This window comes from Zunongwangia sp. L-65 (assembly GCF_056859415.1).
On record NZ_JBSXOK010000068.1, the window covers coordinates 14507 to 30689 of the forward strand.

The window sequence follows — 16183 nt, forward strand, 5'->3', positions numbered from 1 at the left end:
TTAAATTCAAAACTAATAACATGAAAAAATTAGTATTTCTTGCGCTTTCCTTTCTGATTGTCGTTTCCTGCAAAAAAAAATCTGAAGAGCCGGAATCACGGATCTTAGCAGATTCTTCAGGAAATATCAATCAGCTTTCCGTCATTGTAGATAATAGCCTTTGGGAAGGGCAGGTAGGCGACGCTCTAAGAGATAATCTGGCGGCACCGGTAGAAGGTTTGCCCCAGGAGGAACCTTTATTCAGTTTAAGTCAAATTCCGCCAGAGACTTTCACCGGGTTTGTACGTAGAAGTCGGATTTTTATAAAAATCGAAAAGGGTAAGGATAGTCTGGCAATTATCAAGGATGAATATGCGACCCCCCAAACAGGCATTATAATTAGCGGGGAAAATCAACAGCAAATAATAGATAGGATTAATGCATCTTCAGACAGTATTATAGATGTATTAAAAGCCACTGAAATTAAAGAAAAACAGCGAAGGATTGGGAAATCACCAGAGTCTGATGAAGAATTGGAAAAAGCATTTGGGGTTTCTATGAAGTTTCCAACAGCGTATCGTTATGCTGCGCAGGAAGATAATTTTATCTGGATTAGAAAGGAAATACCGAAAGGATTAATGGAAATTTTGGTGTATCAGGTGCCATTAAATACCATTGATAAGGACTCTAGCGTGATTGGCAATATTGTAAAGATGCGAGATAGTATAGGCGAAAAGTACATTCCAGGGCCCGTAGAAGGAAGCTATATGATTACAGAAGAGGCTTATGCTCCTTATTTATTCGAAACCAAAATCGATGGGCATTTTGCTTATGAAACCAGAGGTACCTGGGAAGTAAATAATGCGTATATGGCCGGTCCTTTTGTAAATTATGCTATTCGTGATGAAAAGAATAATCGATATATTATTGCTGAAGGATTTATCTTTAGGCCAGCCACCAGTAAAAGAGATCATGTATTTGAGTTGGATGCTATTCTAAAATCCTTAAAATTTGATTCCAATTAAATCGAATTTTAATACTGAAACAAATAAAAAAGCCCATTTACTGAAAAAATGGGCTTTTTTATTAATTTTTTAGGAACTAAACTACTTAGGATCTTCAACTTTTTTAGCATCAGAGGCAGAACTGGTAGTGGTATCGTCATCATCTTTAGATGCATCTTTAAACTCCTTAATCCCACTTCCTAATCCTCTCATCAATTCCGGAATTTTTCGACCTCCAAATATTAGTAAAACCACAATTACGATAAGTACGATTTGTGGTGCTCCTATAGCTAACGGTAACATAAATGCATTCATAACTCGATATTTATATTTACAAACTTAACAAGAATAAACCAATATATAAGTTAATATAGACAAAATATATGCAATTTGTTAATTATAATGCTTATAGCTGCGTTGATTAGAACAATTGTTTTGCATTATTTTTAGAAAGCTATATTTCTTTTAAATTTTAAAAAAGCTAGGATTTATGCATAAATATCTTCTAAAAGAAGCCGATTTCAATTCTCAGGTAAAACTGTCATTATGCATAAATTTTCCAGTATCTTTGTTTCAGGTTTTTATGTATGTCGAAAAAGAAAAAAAATAAGAAAAAATTTACCAGAAAACTTCTTCATAAATACCGAATGGTAATTTTAAATGAAGATACTTTTGAAGAAAGATATTCATTAAAATTAACCCGTTTAAACGTATTTGTTCTGGTAACTACAAGTGCTATTTTATTAATAGCAGCAACTACTTTTATCATTGCTTTCACTCCATTAAGAGAATATATTCCTGGATATTCTTCGCCAAAATTAAAAGAACAGGCAGCGCAATTGGCCTATAAAACAGATTCCTTACAAAATGTTTTAAAACTCAATAATCAATTTTTGGGATCAATAAAGGGAGTGCTGTCCGGAGATTTGCAAACCTCAGATCTTAACAGGGACTCTATTGCCAAATTTTCGCAGGAAAACATGGAGGTTGAAGTTATTCCACCTTCTAAAGCAGATAGCTTATTAAGAGAAGAGGTCGCTATGGAAGATAAATATAATATTTTGCCTGGTGCGACAGATGATATTGATTTCTCCCTTTTCCCGCCGGTAAAAGGAACGATCTCTGAAGGCTATGATGCTGAAGAAAAACATTATGCCGTAGATGTGGTAGTGCCTAAGAATTCACCGGTAAAATCTGTTGCCGATGGGCGGGTTATTTTTGCGGAATGGACCACCGAAACCGGTTATGTAATTATTGTAAAGCATGATTATGGTCTAATTTCAGTGTATAAACATAATGCCTCTTTAACCAAAGAACAGGGTGATTTTGTAAAAGCCGGAGAGGTAGTCGCAACTGCCGGTTCTACCGGAGAATATACCACCGGCCCGCATTTGCATTTTGAATTATGGAATGAAGGAAATCCTGTAAACCCAACCGATTATATTGATTTTGAATAGTCTATGTCTTTAAAATCCTTTGCAGCTAAAATATTCGCTAAAACCGTAAGAAAGAAAATCCAGGCCTGGTCCTCGAAGCCTGTTGAAGTTCAGGAGAAAATTTTTAATGAATTAATTTCTAAAGCGAAAGACACCAGTTTTGGTAAAGATCATCATTTTGATCATATAAAAACCCATGCCGATTTTGTAGAGAAGGTACCCATAAGGGACTATGAAGATTTACGAGCCTATGTAGATAAAATGGTGGCCGGTGAGGAGGATATTTTGTGGCCTGGCAAACCGCTATATTATGCTAAAACTTCTGGTACTACCAGTGGCGCAAAGTACATCCCGATTACCAAAGAAAGTATGCCAACACATATTGAAGCGGCAAGAAATGCTATTCTTTGTTATATCGCTGAAACCGGAAAAGCGAAGTTTGTAGATGGCAAAATGATCTTTTTACAGGGAAGTCCAGAACTTACTGAGAAGAACGGAGTAAAACTAGGCAGATTGTCTGGAATTGTGGCGCATTATGTGCCAGGATATCTGCAGAAAAACAGGATGCCGAGTTGGGAAACCAATTGTATCGATGACTGGGAAACTAAAGTTGATGCCATCGTTGAGGAAACTCGAGACCTGAATATGACCGTGATAAGCGGAATCCCTAGCTGGGTGCAAATGTATTTCGAAAAATTAGAGCATAAAACCGGTAAAAAAATAGGGGATATTTTTAAGAATTTTGAGTTGTTTATTTATGGTGGCGTAAATTATGAGCCTTATCGCTCAAAATTTGAAAATCTTATAGGCCGAAAAGTAGATAGCATCGAATTATATCCTGCATCTGAAGGCTTTTTTGCTTTCCAGGATAGCCAAAGGAAAAAAGGAATGCTACTTCAGCTTAATAGCGGTATTTTTTACGAGTTTATTAAAGCGGAATCATTTTTTGATGAAAACCCTAAGAGGCTTACCATTGCGGAGGTAGAGCTTGGGGTAAACTATGTAATGATCATTAGCACCACCGCCGGTCTTTGGGCTTATAATGTAGGTGATACCATACAATTTACGAGCTTAAAACCATATCGAGTGATGGTTTCGGGTAGGATTAAGCATTATATTTCGGCTTTTGGAGAACATGTAATTGCAAAAGAGGTAGAAGAGGCGATGCAAGTAGCATCAGAAAAAACAGGCGCCAGAATTAATGAATTTACGGTAGCCCCACAGGTAAACCCTGTAGCAGGAGAATTGCCGTACCACGAGTGGTTTATAGAGTTTGAAAAAGCGCCTGAAAATTTAACGAATTTCAGGAATATCCTGGATCAGTCTCTTCAGCAGCAAAATTCGTATTATTTCGATTTAATAGAAGGGAATATTCTACAACAGGTAAAAATCACTAAAGTCCCTAAAGAAGGATTTCAGGCCTATATGAAGTCCATAGGAAAATTAGGCGGTCAAAATAAGTTGCCAAGATTATCAAACGATCGTAAAATAGCAGATGCTTTAGAAGCAATAATAAAAAAATAAAAATTTTGAAGTTGAAAACAGACGGAAGAACAAGAGCGCAGGAAAGTACCAACGCGATAGAACGTATGTATATTACCATGAGACACCTTTTTAATAGAGGGTTTTATAAACCTATGGGTGTTTCTGGAGAAACTTTAAGAGAAGGCTTATTGGCCTTACGACCTGAAATATATGGCTCTGTAGCAGAAGATAAGGCTGAGCTTAATGGATTGTTATACGTTTTAGAACGTCTTCCTATAGGGATCGAGCAGTGTCGCTATATCAATCTTACCAGTGATGAGGGATACGGAAATTCTCATTTTCAGCCTATTGTGCCGCCAAAACGTCGAAGAAATTGCTATCGTATAGATGAAGAGCAAATGAATATCGAGATCACCAGAGGCCGATCTGAAATCTATGATATTCTTACACATCTAACCTTCTTATTTATCGAATCGCATAAAATTATGAGACGTGTGGTTATCGATGAAGATGGTAGTGTAACCCGAGACTGGAAAAAACTTGAAGCGATCGTGCTTTCTAAAGAAGACATCGATAAGGCCGAGCGTGAAGTAGCTTTAACCCACGCTGCTAATATTTTAGGACGTACTTTTTATGAGGTTTCTAAGATCTATCCCAAGTTTTCTACACCAAATAATCCAGAGCAGTTTTTGCATATTATTTACTGGATGGGAAAACTGGCGATTGAAGAAACCGTAAATAATGATAAAAGAATCATCACTTTTAGTCCTATTCTTAGAGAACGTTTAGGACACCATATTCACGGGGAGGTATGGGCAGATAAAATCAAGAAATATCTGGTAGAAGAGCAATTATTACAGCGGCCTATTCATATTATCAGCGCCAATATGCATAGTGTAATGAATACGCTTTATGCGCCATTAGCACTAAAAGCTGAGATTAAAAAGAAAAATATTCTTCAGATTTATGAAACGCTGAGTGATTCATCGAACGGGCAGGTTCGTCAAAAAGTTTCGAAATCTGCTCTTTCTGGTGGGATGAAGTTTATAGAGGATACCAGTGGTACCAATATCGATGTTCAGGTTTTTGATACCGCAAAACTGGAAGAAGGTTTTAGAAATAAAGGTTTTAAATCCCTAAAAGAAGAAGAAAAGCCGGTAATAATCGTGATGGACTACGCCTTTGGAGAACAGGCTTATGAAACCATGGATGAACTTCTTAAACCTTATATTCTGGATGGTGAAGAGATAAAAATGAATGTAAAATCAGTTTCCATTATGGGAAAAGCTGGTATTTTAGAAGGTGGCAAAGGTGATATAATGATTCCTTCAGCCCATATTTTTGAGGGTACGGCCGATAATTATCCTTTTAAAAACGAATTGAAAAAAGATGACCTTGAAGGTCATGGAATAAAAGTAGTAGATGGTAGTATGATTACCGTTTTGGGAACATCCTTACAAAACCGTGATATTCTTAAGTTTTTTCACGATTCTACATGGAATGTGAGTGGTCTTGAAATGGAAGGAGCGCATTATCAAAAAGCCATACAGGCAGCCAGTAAATTAAGAAAAAGTATTGCTGAAGATGTGAAGGTAAGATACGCGTATTACGCATCTGATAATCCATTAGAAACCGGAAGCACTTTAGCCTCTGGCGGGTTAGGAACAACAGGTGTTAAACCAACATATTTAATAACCGAAAAGATACTGGAGCAAATCTTTAACTCTTAGGCTTGTGTCGTAAATTGAAACTGAAATGTTTTCTGAGTGATTTTTAAATCGATTAATAAAAAGTAAATGGGCAAAACTGTATTAATTACAGGAGCAGCAGGTTTTTTAGGTTCACATTTGTGTGATAAATTTATTAGTGAAGGTTTCCGTGTTATAGGAATGGATAACCTTATAACGGGTGATATTCGTAATATAGAGCATCTATTTAAAAACAAGGATTTTGAATTCTATAACCATGATGTAACCAAATTTATCCATGTTCCCGGAAAATTAGATTACATTCTTCATTTTGCGTCGCCCGCAAGCCCTATTGATTATCTAAAGATTCCTATTCAAACTTTAAAGGTAGGCTCTTTGGGAACACATAACTGTTTAGGGCTGGCAAAAGAAAAAGGAGCCAGAATACTTATCGCTTCAACTTCTGAAATTTACGGAGATCCACTGGTGCATCCACAATCTGAGGATTACTACGGAAATGTAAGTACCATCGGGCCACGTGGGGTCTATGATGAAGCCAAACGATTCCAGGAATCTTTAACAATGGCTTATCATCGGTTTCATGGCTTAGAAACCCGCATCGTAAGAATATTTAATACGTATGGGCCAAGAATGAGGTTAAATGACGGCCGGGTAATTCCTGCATTTATTGGTCAGGCACTAAGAGGAGAGCACTTAAGCGTTTTTGGAGATGGATTGCAAACCCGCTCTTTTTGTTACGTAGACGATCAGGTTGAAGGGATTTACAGATTACTCTTTAGTGAGTATGTCGAGCCGGTAAATATTGGTAATCCAGACGAGTTAACCATAAAAGATTTTGCGGAAGAGATTATTAAGTTAACCGGCACCAATCAAAAAATCGTATATAGAGAATTACCAAAAGACGATCCGTTACAACGCCAGCCTGATATAACAAGGGCTAAAGAGATTCTTGGTTGGGAACCTAAAGTTTCCCGGGAAGAAGGGATGAAAATCACTTATAATTACTTCAAAAATCTATCGAAAGAAGATTTACTGAAGAAAGAGCATAAAGATTTTAGTAAGCATAATAGAAAATAAATAATGCAAAACCCTTTGGTTTCTGTGATCATGCCCGCCTATAATTCCAATGAATTTATTGCGTTGGCTATCGAATCGGTTATTGCTCAGGAGTATAAAAACTGGGAGCTTATTATTGTAGATGATGCTTCAAAAGATGCTACCGTTAATACGATTCGGAATTATATAAAGAAAGAGCCTCGTATCAAAATTTTTAGAAATCAAACCAACCATGGTGCAGGGTATTCAAGAAATAAAGCGATTAAGGAGGCTTCAGGAGAGTTTATAGCTTTTTTAGATGCTGATGATCTTTGGAAACCAGAAAAGTTATCTCTGCAGCTTAAATTTTGCGAAGAAAACAATGCAAAAATTGTATTTAGCAGTTACGGCCGCATTAAAGAAAATGGCGAAAATTTAAATGAAATAATCGAAGCTTTACCTTTTGTTAATTACCCTAAATTGATTAGGAGTAATTATATAGGCAATTTAACGGGAATGTATAATGCTGGTAAAATTGGTAAAGTGTATCATCCCGACATACGAAAAAGGCAGGATTGGGCTATGTGGCTTGAAGTAATTAGAAAAGGAGGAACGGCCCATGGGATGGAAGAATCGCTGGCTTTATACCGAATAAGAAAAGGATCTGTTTCAGAAAACAAATTTGAAATGCTTTCCTATAATTTCAAAATTTATAATAAAGTTTTGGGCTATGGAAAGCTAAAAAGTATGTATTGGGTTCTTATCTTTTTAGGAGAACATTTTTTTGTAAAATCCAGGCAACTAAAATCAATTGATTAAAGAAGTAAACTGTTTGAGCTTCCCGCTTTTGCTTCGGGTTAAGCTCTGTTTTCTTCTAAAATTAACGTTCAAATTTTTCCCTACATACTTTTCTACCGCTTCAGCGATTTTGGTCGTTTCTTCAGCGTCAAAATCAGTATCGCGTACATATTCAATATCAAAAGAATCTATTTTAGTTTGGGTCACTATAAATTCTTTGGTGCTCCCGGTATCGTCGATAATCGTTTTAGTTACGTAATAAAATGTAAGTCCGGGAACTACTTTTCCATCTGCAAGTTTTGCCACATCACTGGTTCTTCCTATCAAAGAGGCTAATATTGGCTTTTTGGGAGTACTTTTTTTAGACATTATACCAATGTCTCCAATAGCATACCTAATGATGGGATGGGCTTTATTATACAAGGAGGTTATTATTATTCTTCCTTCTTTACCATGTGGTAAAGTTCTATTGTCTTCATCCACGATTTCTATAAAAAGATCGCTGCGATTAAGACACCATTCTCCGTTAGGGTTTTCGAAAGCGATAAGGCCTACTTCGCTGGCGCCATATTCGTTTACTACGGGTATGCCTATAGCTTCTTCAATAACTTTTTTATCCTTTTCAAATAATCGCTCTGAAGTTACAATGCAAAGTTTTAAACTAGGACAAATCTCTTTAAGTACAATCTTTTCTTTTTTTAAAAACTTAGAAAAAAGCAGGATAGCGCTGGTGTAACCGTTTAAATAATCAAATTTACTTTTCCTAAAACGATCAAGAAAGCCTTGTAATTTGGTCTCGCTAAGATCAAAAATACTAAAACGCCTTCTTAGGCTTATCTGGTCTTTAATTCGTTCTTGAAGATGACCGTAAAAATCTAACGGAATTCCATAAAATCTTGCCTGTAGTGATTTGTTGAGATCTATACCGTGCCAGTTATAATGATTGTTAAAACCTTCCCAGGTCATGGCATGGCAAAGTTTGTCTTTGGCAAAAGTAAAAGGGTGGCCGCTACTTCCAGAGGTCTTACCCACATAGCTATTCTTTAAATTAAAACTTTGGCTTAGGCGGTTCTCTAAGGGTTGCTGTAGATCGGTTTTGGTCATAATAGGAATATCCTCCCAATTTGGGATCGCCTTACTTCCTATAAAGCTCTTATAGAAATTATTGTTATTTAAATGATAATCAACAATTTCTTTTTTTTTAGTTTCAATATATTGTTGGTACTGGTTTGCGGGAATATTGTCTATTTCATCCAACATTTTTCGGGCCCGATTTACAGGAAATTTATTGAGCTGAAGCGAAAGTTTAAACCAATCCAAAACTTAACAATGCTTTTTTATTCGATTTTATTGGTGCTTCAATTTACAAACAATTATTTTTGAAGTCCAAAATAAATATTTCTAAAAAATGAAAATCTTAATACTAGGTTCTGGCGGTAGAGAGCATACTTTTGCTTACAAAATTGCACAAAGTCCAAAATGTGAAAAACTTTATATAGCTCCCGGTAATGCCGGAACTTTGAATGTAGGGGAAAATGTGAGCCTAAATGTAGGAGATTTTTCCGGTATTAAAGATTTTATTATTGAAAAAAATGTAGACATGTTGGTCGTGGGGCCAGAAGATCCTCTTGTCAAGGGAATTACAGACTTTTGTAAGGGAGAGCCAGACTTAAAAGATCTTTTGATTGTGGGGCCTTCAAAGCGCGGTGCACTACTGGAAGGAAGTAAAGAGCGTGCTAAAGAATTTATGGCAATGCATCAAATCCCAACAGCGGCGTACGAAAGTTTTACTATAGAGAGTTTAGAAGCCGGTAAAACGTTTTTGGAAACTTTAAGTGCTCCTTATGTGCTTAAAGCCGATGGTCTTGCTGCAGGAAAAGGCGTTTTAATTTTAAACGATCTTGCTGAAGCGAAAACCGAATTAGAAAATATGCTGAAAAATCAAAAATTTGGAGAAGCTAGTGCCAAAGTGGTGATCGAAGAATTTTTGGACGGAATAGAACTTAGTGTTTTTGTCTTAACCGATGGTAAAAATTATAAAATCCTGCCAACAGCTAAAGATTATAAGCGAATAGGAGAAGGCGATACAGGCTTAAACACGGGTGGAATGGGAGCAATATCTCCGGTACCTTTCGCTGATGCCGAATTGATGCAGAAAATCGAAGAGCGTATTGTAAAGCCTACGGTAAATGGTCTTACTGAAGAAAATATAGACTATAAAGGATTTATTTTTATCGGTTTGATAAAAGTAGGAAACGAGCCTTATGTGATCGAATATAATGTACGAATGGGAGATCCTGAAACCGAAGTAGTCTTACCAAGGGTAAAATCAGACCTGGTTGAGGTACTTGCAAAAACCGCAGAGGGGAAACTTAATGAGGTCGATCTAGAGATTGACGAGAGAGCTGCGACAACCGTAATGATGGTTTCTGGCGGATATCCAGAAGCTTATGAAAAAGCTAAAGAAATAACCGGTATCGAAAATGTAAACGTTGAAGATGCGCTCGTATTTCACGCAGGAACTACGTTAAAAGATGGTAAAGTAGTGACCAATGGCGGGAGGGTAATTGCCGTAACCGCGTTTGGAGAAGATTATAAACAGGCACTAAAAAAATCTTATCAAAATGTAGAGAAACTACAATTTGATAAGATGTATTTTAGAAAAGATCTAGGCTTTGACCTTGCTTAGGATTATCCTAAGTAAGGCTTAGACCTTGTGTTTTCGTCATCGGCGTCTTGGAAAATCTTTAATTGTTTGCACCAGTATGCAAAAGCGATCATTCCAATGATAATAAATACAAAGTTGATGGCGTTAGCACCCCACCAGGAGTCTAGTTCTAGAGAACGTAGCCAATCAAGAGGAACAAGAAGTACATTTTCAAAAAGCCACGAGATTCCTTCAAAAAATTCAGTCATCGTTTAACATTGTTAGTTTAACACTACAAAAATAGAAAAAAGAGCAATGCTAACAAGCTTTTTTGCCAAATCAAAGCCAATTAATATTACGCTTGTCCTCGTATTGCTATCTGGGTTTTTTATAACAGCTAACTTTCATACCTGGTTTTTAGCTTTCGAAATCTTTAAATTCTTTAAAATTTTAGGCGTTTTTTTAGCGCTGATGTTGTCCTTATTTTTGCTGAATTTTATAGCTAAAAAGAACGACCTTACTCAGCGGAGTGCATATAAAGTCCTTTTATTTTCGGTGTTTTGCGCTTCTTTTTTTTCCTTGCTTAAGGATTATAACGTGATTGTTGCCGCAACGCTCATTTTATTGGCACTACGCCGAATTATAAGCTTAAAATCACAAATAAGCGTACAAAAGAAAATATTTGATGCTGCTTTTTGGATTTGCATTGCTTCCTTATTTTATTTCTGGTCCATTTTATTTTTATTTATTGTACTAGGCGGAATTATAATTTATTCGCCCAGACCCAAAAACTGGTTAATTCCTATAACTTCAGCAGTTTGTGTATACATGATTTACTGCTCCATCCATTTGTTGGTCTACGATCAGTTTTATTTAATGGCAGATTGGTACCAGCCCTATAATTTTGATTTTTCTAACTATCAGTCTTTTAAATTCTTAACACCAATAAGTATCATTTTAGCTCTTACGCTATGGTCTCTTGTATATTACTTTTCAATTATTCAAAAAGCAGGTGTTAGTTTACGACCCTCCTTAAACCTTATTTTGTTTACGCTTATTATCGGTATTTCTGTAGGCATACTGGCGCCGAGTAAAAATGGAAGTGAGCTTATTTTTTTCTTCATTCCACTTAGTATTATTGTTTCCAATTATTTTGATACCGGCCGGGATAAAATCTTTAGGGAAATACTATTATTAATATTGATTTTGATGCCCTTTGGAGTGCTATTTATTCAGAGTTAAAATTGCTTCAGGAATATATTTGTGGTATTTGAATTTTTGGTCATTTAAAAGGAATGTTTAGCAATTATAGATTTTGTAATACCTTTGTATTTCAATTTAAAATAGTCATTAAAATCGCCAAATCCTGAAATTTTCAAATTTTAGAGGCGTTTAAACTATTCAGTTTTAAAAAATCAACATAATGTTTACAGATAAAGCCAATAAGATCTTTCAGGAAGTGATCAAAAAATATCATGAAATTGATACTGTAGATCAGCCTTTTACAAACCCTTATGATAGCGATTCCCAACTTATAGAGCATCTTCTTTATAGAAAATGCTGGATAGATACCGTACAGTGGCATTACGAGGATATTGTAAGAGATCCTAATATCGATCCTATAGCCGGTTTAAAATTGAAACGCCTTATTGATGCTTCTAACCAGGATCGTACCGATACGGTAGAATATATTGATAGTTATTTCCTCGAAAAATATAAGGCGGTTGCGCCAAAAGAAAACGCGACTATTAATACAGAAAGCCCGGCTTGGGGAGTAGACAGATTATCGATCTTAGCACTTAAAATTTATCACATGCACGAAGAAGCTACTCGTGAAGATGCTTCAGCAGATCATAAAGAAAAATGCCAGGCAAAGCTTGATATTTTATTAGAGCAGCGGGTAGATCTTTCTTCAGCAATCGATCAGCTTTTAAAAGATATAGAAAACGGGGATAAATATATGAAAGTCTATAAGCAGATGAAAATGTATAATGATGACGAATTAAATCCTGTTTTACGAAATAAATAAAATTAGATGAGCACTGCACATCAACATATTCCCAATGAGAATAGAGAGAAAGGTGCTCATATTCTTGCTATCCGTTTATCGGCAATGGGAGATGTTGCCATGACGGTTCCGGTGATTAGAACCTTTATGGCGATGTATCCCAATTGTAGGATTACCTTTCTTACCCGGCCTTTTTTTGCGCCCATGTTTAAGGGCATTCCCAATATAGAAATTTATGAGGCCGATATTAATGGCGAACATAATGGCGTGATGGGGTTGGGAAGGTTGGCCCGGGAATTACGAAATCATGAGATCGAAATGGTAGCTGATCTTCACAATGTTCTTAGGAGTAACGTATTGAAATCGGTTTTTTATTTCTTTGGAATTCCAGTAAAACAAATCGATAAGGGTAGGGCTGATAAAAAGAAATTAACACGTGAAGATCATAAAGTTTTTAAAGAATTAAAAAGTACACATCAACGCTATGTAGATGTGTTTACGGCTTTAGGATTTCCTCTTGATTTTAATAAACATATTTTTCCGGAAAAGCAGCAAATTCCCTCCAAAATACATGAAATTGTAGCTCATTCTTCTAAAAAATGGTTAGGAATAGCGCCTTTTGCACAACATAGTTCCAAAGCTTATCCAGCAGATTTAATGGAAGAAGTTTTAAAAAAACTGAATAAACAAGACCATATTCAGGTGTTTCTTTTTGGCGGTGGTAATGCAGAAATCAAAAAACTACGATCCTGGGAGCAGCAGTTTGAGAATAGTATAAACGTCGCCGGGCTTTTATCTTTTGAAGAAGAACTGGCTTTAATATCTAATCTTGATGCCATGTTATCTATGGATAGCGGCAATGGACATATGGCAGCGATGTACGGGGTTCCGGTAATTACCATTTGGGGAGTCACACATCCCTTTGCCGGTTTTAAGCCTTTTCAGCAACCTTTCGAAAATTCAATAATTCCAGATTTAGAAAAGTTTCCCAAAATACCCACCTCGGTATATGGTAATAAATATCCTGAAGGTTACGAACTTGCTATCAGGACTATAAGTCCGGTTAGAGTGGTAAAAAAGATAAATTCAGTATTAAATTAAAAAAGAAAAAGGCTTTCATTAATACTGAAAGCCTTTTTTATATAAAAAATAGAAGATGATTTAAACATCGTCATAATCTACTTTAATGGTAGGAGTGAGTGGATGTGCCTGGCAGGTTAAAATCAATCCTTCTTCGATCTCATCATCGGTAAGAATCTGATTTTTACGCATTTCAGCTTTTCCTTCTACAATTCTTGCGATACAGCTACTGCAAATACCGCCCTGGCAGGAATAAGGAACATCAAGGTCGTTTTCCAGCGCAGCATCCAAAATTACATCAGTTTGATTCATCACAAAGCTTGTTTCCTCATCGTCAACCATCACTGTAATTTGAGTTTGGCCTTCAAGATTGGCTTCAACTTCGCCGCTATCATTACTGGTAAATAATTCGTAATAAATATTATCTTCAGCAATTCCGTTATTGGTAAGGACTTCACTTACATGATTAATCATTTCTTCAGGCCCACAAAGATAAACAGCATCAAAAGGATGATCTTTAAATTTGTTTTTCATTACGAAATTAACCGTACTGGTTTCTATCCGCCCAAAATGTGCATTGTCTTCTCTTGCTCTACTAAATACAAATTCAACAAAAAGACGATCTGGATAAGCGGCCTGAAGCTCTAAAAGCTCTTTAAAGAAGATGGTGTCTTCTGGAGATTTATTGCCGTAGGTAAGAATAAATCTACTTTTCGACTCTTCAGATAGGACTGTTTTAATAATCGATAAAACCGGTGTAATACCACTACCTGCTGCAAATGCAGCATAGGTTTTGGCACTTGTAGAAGGTTCTAAAACAAATTTACCCTCAGGAGGATGAACTTCTAAAATATCGCCCGCTTGCAGACTATTGTTGGCAAGAACGGAAAATTTACCACCTTCAACTTCCTTAACCGTTACTTTAAATTCTTCTGAATTTGGAGCTGAACAAAGGGAATAAGCTCTACGCAGTTCTTTGCCATCAACATCTGCTTTTATGGTAATATACTGCCCGGCTTTAAATTTGTATTCCTGCTGAAGCTCTGAAGGAATATCAAACGAAATACTCACAGCCTGAGGTGTTTCTCTAATGATTTCCTTTATTTTCAGTTTATGAAATGTACTCATCAAAAAATAATTTGTGGGCAAAAATACAAAGTAAGCGGCGTTTTGAAAGATTTAAAATTTAAAATTACATACCTAAGAATATTATGCATAATAAATTTATGTATATTTATCATCAAGAAATCTTTTTTCAATGTCGAATTCAAAATTATATAAGGGTAGTTTATCTACGATTATTTTAAAGCTTTTAGCTGAGAAAGATAAAATGTATGGTTACGAAATTACTCAGAAGGTAAAAGAAATTACCAATGGCGAATTGAAAATCACTGAAGGAGCGCTATATCCCGCATTACATAAGCTTGAAGCCGACGGCTTTTTACAGGTTGAAGTGAAAAAAGTGGATAATCGTCTTCGTAAATACTATAAACTTACCGAAGCCGGTATTAAAGAGAAGGTTCATAAAATCAATGAATTAGAGCAATTTATTGAGAACATTCAGGGAATCATTAATCCTAAATTCAGCATTTAAGATGAAAAAGTTGAACCCGGTACAGCTAGAAGAAATTCGAAGTATCCTACGACACAAAGGAATTATTTTCTTTGATATTCAGGAAGAACTTCTAGATCATATTGCCAGTGAAATAGAAGAGAAAATGGCTATGGAAAGTTTAAGTTTTGAAGCCTCTTCGAAAGCTGTTTTAGGCTTATGGGAAAATTCCTTTAGATTAAAACAAAATAGATTATTACTCGGTAAGGACTTGTATCCTAAAATTATTTACGAGGAACTTAAGCGTAACTCGGTAAAAATGCTTTGGCCATTAATACTGTTATCTTTGGTTTTGACAAGTCTTTTGGTCATTCTTAATTATGAAACCAATGAGTTATTTAAGGATTTTGCATACCTTATTGGTTTCTTTTCCCTAACTGCCGGAATCATTTCATTGTTCCTCTATCCTCAATTAAAAAATGGTAAGCAAACGATTTATAGCCATCTGCTTTTAAAAGATTTTAAAATATTTATTCTGATGGCGACTACATTAATTTTACAGGTTTACGAACAAAAGGTGGAGAACGCCTCTATGTATCAAAGTATCCTTTTTTCTTTTTTTATGGCTATGATGCTTTGCTTTTTAATCTATTTAGTCATGTTGTATTTAAAGCATTTAGATCTTCACAGAAAGTATGCTTTATCCTAGGGATCATGAAAAACCATTTTGAAACGCTCGTGTGATGCAAAAAGTGAATTCAAATCAAATAGATAGACTTTATCGTTTTACTCGTGAGCATTTTGTAGAATATTATGATGTACAAACTGAGTTGGTAGATCATTTAGCCTCTGCTATAGAAAAGCAGTGGGGAGAAGATCCGGCTATAGGCTTTGAAAATGCTTTACAGGAAGAATTTAAAAAGTTTGGGGTATTTGGTTTTTTGGAAGTTGTTGAAGAACGACAGAAAGCAATGACGAAAACTTATTGGAATCTGGTTTTAAAAGAAAGTCTGGAATTTTTAAGGCTACCAAAAGTAATTCTTATGATAAGTATTGTTTCTTTTATTTTTTGGAGCTTAAGTGAGTTTGAGTACGGAAAAATAATGATAGGTTCGATTGTTTTAATTGAGATGATCTTTCTTTTTTATCACCTTATTAAACTTAACCGTGAAAAGAAAAAGCGGGTAAAAAGAAAAGGTAGAATATATCTTTTAGAAGATATGATTTTAAACGTTGGTCAAATTGGAGCGACATCTTTTTATCCAGGTTATTCGCTTTTGCATTTTGATAAAATAATTCCAAACGAAATCGCGTCTATTGTCATAGCAATATTGATAGCATTCGCATTTGTAATACATTATGTAGCAGTTATTGTCCTTCCTGAAAAAACGAAAGATATTTTATTAAGAATATATCCAGAGCTATCGTTAAATTATTAAATCACGTGTAA

At 35.6% G+C, this 16183-nt stretch carries 17 protein-coding genes; 13 read left to right on the forward strand and 4 right to left on the reverse strand.

All coding sequences use genetic code 11. The features are described from left to right. The first annotated feature begins 20 nt into the window (after nt 1–20). Complete coding sequence (locus tag AC13DP_RS13290) at nt 21–1004, forward strand: DUF4837 family protein (RefSeq protein WP_483067945.1); 984 nt, start codon at nt 21–23, stop codon at nt 1002–1004. Nucleotides 1005–1085: 81 nt separating this feature from the next. Here the strand turns inward: AC13DP_RS13290 and AC13DP_RS13295 are convergent, their stop codons facing one another. Continuing rightward, nucleotides 1086–1298: a twin-arginine translocase TatA/TatE family subunit gene (locus AC13DP_RS13295; RefSeq protein WP_041578427.1), complete on the reverse strand. Its 213-nt coding sequence runs from the start codon at nt 1296–1298 to the stop codon at nt 1086–1088. 272 nt (nt 1299–1570) lie between these two features. Between AC13DP_RS13295 and AC13DP_RS13300 the strand changes: the two genes are divergently transcribed. The 5 genes from AC13DP_RS13300 to AC13DP_RS13320 all read left to right on the forward strand — a co-directional run bounded on the left by AC13DP_RS13300 (nt 1571) and on the right by AC13DP_RS13320 (nt 7467). Then, nucleotides 1571–2440, forward strand: coding sequence for a M23 family metallopeptidase (locus AC13DP_RS13300; protein WP_013069556.1), 870 nt, complete (start codon nt 1571–1573; stop codon nt 2438–2440). A 3-nt stretch (nt 2441–2443) separates the two neighbouring features. Then, on the forward strand, nt 2444–3943 hold the full coding sequence (locus tag AC13DP_RS13305; protein WP_339811844.1) for a GH3 auxin-responsive promoter family protein: 1500 nt from the start codon (nt 2444–2446) through the stop codon (nt 3941–3943). A gap of 2 nt (nt 3944–3945) precedes the next feature. Further along, nucleotides 3946–5634, forward strand: a complete 1689-nt coding sequence (locus AC13DP_RS13310) for a DUF6909 family protein (RefSeq protein WP_339811851.1) — start codon at nt 3946–3948, stop codon at nt 5632–5634. A 66-nt stretch (nt 5635–5700) separates the two neighbouring features. Beyond that, nucleotides 5701–6690 (forward strand): UDP-glucuronic acid decarboxylase family protein, encoded by a 990-nt coding sequence (locus AC13DP_RS13315; RefSeq protein WP_013069559.1) that lies wholly within the window; start codon nt 5701–5703, stop codon nt 6688–6690. Nucleotides 6691–6693: 3 nt separating this feature from the next. Beyond that, nucleotides 6694–7467 carry a glycosyltransferase family 2 protein gene (locus tag AC13DP_RS13320; RefSeq protein WP_013069560.1) on the forward strand — a complete coding sequence of 258 codons (774 nt, stop codon included), beginning with the start codon at nt 6694–6696 and terminating at the stop codon, nt 7465–7467. Here the strand turns inward: AC13DP_RS13320 and AC13DP_RS13325 are convergent. Beyond that, nucleotides 7456–8766 carry a phenylacetate--CoA ligase family protein gene (locus AC13DP_RS13325; protein WP_483067946.1) on the reverse strand — a complete coding sequence of 437 codons (1311 nt, stop codon included), beginning with the start codon at nt 8764–8766 and terminating at the stop codon, nt 7456–7458. The genes AC13DP_RS13320 and AC13DP_RS13325 overlap by 12 nt on opposite strands. An 88-nt stretch (nt 8767–8854) precedes the next feature. On the opposite strand from AC13DP_RS13325, the gene purD reads away from it, so the two are divergent. Beyond that, a complete protein-coding gene (purD, locus tag AC13DP_RS13330; protein WP_228251947.1) occupies nt 8855–10135 on the forward strand; it encodes a phosphoribosylamine--glycine ligase in 1281 nt (426 codons plus the stop codon). Nucleotides 10136–10137: 2 nt separating this feature from the next. Here purD and AC13DP_RS13335 read toward each other — a convergent pair whose 3' ends face one another. Then, nucleotides 10138–10362 carry a DUF6341 family protein gene (locus tag AC13DP_RS13335; protein WP_013069563.1) on the reverse strand — a complete coding sequence of 75 codons (225 nt, stop codon included), beginning with the start codon at nt 10360–10362 and terminating at the stop codon, nt 10138–10140. A 46-nt stretch (nt 10363–10408) separates the two neighbouring features. Here AC13DP_RS13335 and AC13DP_RS13340 point away from each other — a divergent pair, with 46 nt between their 5' ends. The 3 genes from AC13DP_RS13340 (at nt 10409) to AC13DP_RS13350 (ending at nt 13202) form a co-directional block, all read left to right on the forward strand. Further along, a complete protein-coding gene (locus AC13DP_RS13340; protein ID WP_013069564.1) occupies nt 10409–11335 on the forward strand; it encodes a DUF6427 family protein in 927 nt (308 codons plus the stop codon). 181 nt (nt 11336–11516) lie between these two features. Next, a complete protein-coding gene (locus tag AC13DP_RS13345) occupies nt 11517–12122 on the forward strand; it encodes a DUF4254 domain-containing protein (RefSeq protein ID WP_272959398.1) in 606 nt (201 codons plus the stop codon). Nucleotides 12123–12128: 6 nt separating this feature from the next. Then, complete coding sequence (locus AC13DP_RS13350) at nt 12129–13202, forward strand: glycosyltransferase family 9 protein (protein ID WP_483067947.1); 1074 nt, start codon at nt 12129–12131, stop codon at nt 13200–13202. Nucleotides 13203–13262: 60 nt separating this feature from the next. Here the strand turns inward: AC13DP_RS13350 and AC13DP_RS13355 are convergent, their stop codons facing one another. Beyond that, entirely contained in the window at nt 13263–14309 is a 1047-nt protein-coding gene (locus tag AC13DP_RS13355) for a ferredoxin--NADP reductase (protein ID WP_228251944.1), read from the reverse strand. Between the two features lie 130 nt (nt 14310–14439). On the opposite strand from AC13DP_RS13355, the gene AC13DP_RS13360 reads away from it, so the two are divergent. Genes AC13DP_RS13360 through AC13DP_RS13370 form a run of 3 tightly spaced genes read left to right on the forward strand, consistent with a single transcriptional unit; the run spans nt 14440 to nt 16172 of the window. Beyond that, entirely contained in the window at nt 14440–14775 is a 336-nt protein-coding gene (locus AC13DP_RS13360; protein WP_228251943.1) for a PadR family transcriptional regulator, read from the forward strand. 1 nt (nt 14776) lies between these two features. Further along, nucleotides 14777–15442, forward strand: a complete 666-nt coding sequence (locus AC13DP_RS13365) for a hypothetical protein (RefSeq protein WP_483067948.1) — start codon at nt 14777–14779, stop codon at nt 15440–15442. A gap of 34 nt (nt 15443–15476) precedes the next feature. Next, nucleotides 15477–16172, forward strand: a complete 696-nt coding sequence (locus AC13DP_RS13370) for a hypothetical protein (protein WP_483067949.1) — start codon at nt 15477–15479, stop codon at nt 16170–16172. Nucleotides 16173–16183: the final 11 nt, after the last annotated feature.

Coding starts and splice junctions, on each gene's coding strand:
- AC13DP_RS13290 (WP_483067945.1), top strand. CDS start 21: ATGAAAAAATTAGTATTTCTTGCGCTTTCCTTTCTGATTGTCGTTTCC.
- AC13DP_RS13295 (WP_041578427.1), bottom strand. CDS start 1,298: ATGAATGCATTTATGTTACCGTTAGCTATAGGAGCACCACAAATCGTA.
- AC13DP_RS13300 (WP_013069556.1), top strand. CDS start 1,571: ATGTCGAAAAAGAAAAAAAATAAGAAAAAATTTACCAGAAAACTTCTT.
- AC13DP_RS13305 (WP_339811844.1), top strand. CDS start 2,444: ATGTCTTTAAAATCCTTTGCAGCTAAAATATTCGCTAAAACCGTAAGA.
- AC13DP_RS13315 (WP_013069559.1), top strand. CDS start 5,701: ATGGGCAAAACTGTATTAATTACAGGAGCAGCAGGTTTTTTAGGTTCA.
- AC13DP_RS13320 (WP_013069560.1), top strand. CDS start 6,694: ATGCAAAACCCTTTGGTTTCTGTGATCATGCCCGCCTATAATTCCAAT.
- purD (WP_228251947.1), top strand. CDS start 8,855: ATGAAAATCTTAATACTAGGTTCTGGCGGTAGAGAGCATACTTTTGCT.
- AC13DP_RS13335 (WP_013069563.1), bottom strand. CDS start 10,362: ATGACTGAATTTTTTGAAGGAATCTCGTGGCTTTTTGAAAATGTACTT.
- AC13DP_RS13340 (WP_013069564.1), top strand. CDS start 10,409: ATGCTAACAAGCTTTTTTGCCAAATCAAAGCCAATTAATATTACGCTT.
- AC13DP_RS13345 (WP_272959398.1), top strand. CDS start 11,517: ATGTTTACAGATAAAGCCAATAAGATCTTTCAGGAAGTGATCAAAAAA.
- AC13DP_RS13350 (WP_483067947.1), top strand. CDS start 12,129: ATGAGCACTGCACATCAACATATTCCCAATGAGAATAGAGAGAAAGGT.
- AC13DP_RS13355 (WP_228251944.1), bottom strand. CDS start 14,309: ATGAGTACATTTCATAAACTGAAAATAAAGGAAATCATTAGAGAAACA.
- AC13DP_RS13360 (WP_228251943.1), top strand. CDS start 14,440: ATGTCGAATTCAAAATTATATAAGGGTAGTTTATCTACGATTATTTTA.
- AC13DP_RS13365 (WP_483067948.1), top strand. CDS start 14,777: ATGAAAAAGTTGAACCCGGTACAGCTAGAAGAAATTCGAAGTATCCTA.
- AC13DP_RS13370 (WP_483067949.1), top strand. CDS start 15,477: ATGCAAAAAGTGAATTCAAATCAAATAGATAGACTTTATCGTTTTACT.